The organism is Enterobacter sichuanensis (genome assembly GCF_002939185.1).
Taxonomy (GTDB): domain Bacteria; phylum Pseudomonadota; class Gammaproteobacteria; order Enterobacterales; family Enterobacteriaceae; genus Enterobacter; species Enterobacter sichuanensis.
The window spans coordinates 1-1,258 of sequence record NZ_POVL01000147.1; the positions used below are offsets into that span (position 1 = coordinate 1).

The 1,258-nt window shown below is 52.7% G+C and carries 1 protein-coding gene; it reads left to right on the forward strand.

All coding sequences use genetic code 11. The annotated features are described in order from the left end of the window. The first annotated feature begins 72 nt into the window (after positions 1-72). Positions 73-1,250, forward strand: a protein-coding gene (locus tag C5687_RS24210; protein ID WP_202911318.1) for an IS3 family transposase whose coding sequence is annotated in 2 segments (ribosomal slippage) — positions 73-331 and positions 331-1,250 — 1,179 coding nt in all. Because the reading frame shifts where the segments join, the coding sequence is not laid out codon by codon here. The last annotated feature ends 8 nt before the right edge of the window (positions 1,251-1,258 follow it).

Genomic DNA, 1,258 nt, shown 5'->3' on the forward strand with positions numbered 1-1,258 from the left:
TGTAGTGGCACAGTAAATTTGGCCACCTGATTAAAGGTGATATTCTCACCTCAACACAAAACAGGTGACTTAATGAACAAGAAAACCAAACGTACTTTCACCCCTGAGTTCAGGCTGGAATGTGCACAACTGATTGTTGATAAGGGCTACTCATATCGACAAGCCAGTGAGGCGATGAATGTCGGTTCTACCACGCTTGAGAGCTGGGTACGCCAGCTCAGGCGAGAGCGCCAGGGGATTACGCCCTCTGCCACACCCATTACTCCAGACCAGCAACGTATCCGTGAGCTGGAAAAGCAGGTTCGCCGTCTGGAGGAGCAAAATACGATATTAAAAAAGGCTACTGCGCTCTTGATGTCCGACTCGCTGAACGGTTCACGATAGTTGCCAGACTGAGTGACAGCCACACGGTTGTCAGCCTGTGCTCCGCGCTGGAAATACACCGCAGCAGTTACCGGTACTGGCGAAAACGACGCGATATGGTTAATCCGGTACACGTCAGGCTGTGCAGCGAAATACGTCGGGCGTGGAACCAGAGCCGGGGCTCCGCGGGGGCACGCACTCTGGCTGGCATGCTGACCCAAAACGGCGTCCCGATGAGCCGTTACCGTGCCGGACGTCTGATGAAATATCTGAACCTGAGCAGTTGTCAGCCCGGAAAACATCAGTACAAAAATGCCCGTCAGGAGCATACCTGCCTGCCGAATCTGCTCGAGCGTCAGTTCGCTGTGCCTGAGCCAGACCGGGTGTGGTGCGGAGACATTACGTATCTCTGGGCAGGAAACCGCTGGTGCTATCTGGCGGTCGTCATGGATCTTTTTGCCCGCAGGGTTATCGGCTGGAGTCTGTCAGTACATGCCGATACCGCACTGATAAGCGGTGCCCTGCGGATGGCCTATGAAACGCGTGGTCAACCACGTGATGTCATGTTCCATAGCGACCAGGGAAGCCAATATACAGGTCTGAAATATCAGCAACTTCTCTGGCGTTACAGAATAAAACAAAGCGTCAGTCGACGGGGAAACTGCTGGGATAACAGTCCAATGGAACGCTTCTTCCGCAGTCTGAAAACAGAATGGGTGCCGGCAAATGGTTATGCAGGCGAGGACAAGGCCCGGCAGCAAATTAATGATTACATACTGAACTACTACAACAGCGTCAGACCCCACCATTATAACGGTGGCTTGACGCCGGAAGAGTCAGAGAACAGGTACCATTTTTACTGTAAAACCGTGGCCAGTATTACTTGACCACTACA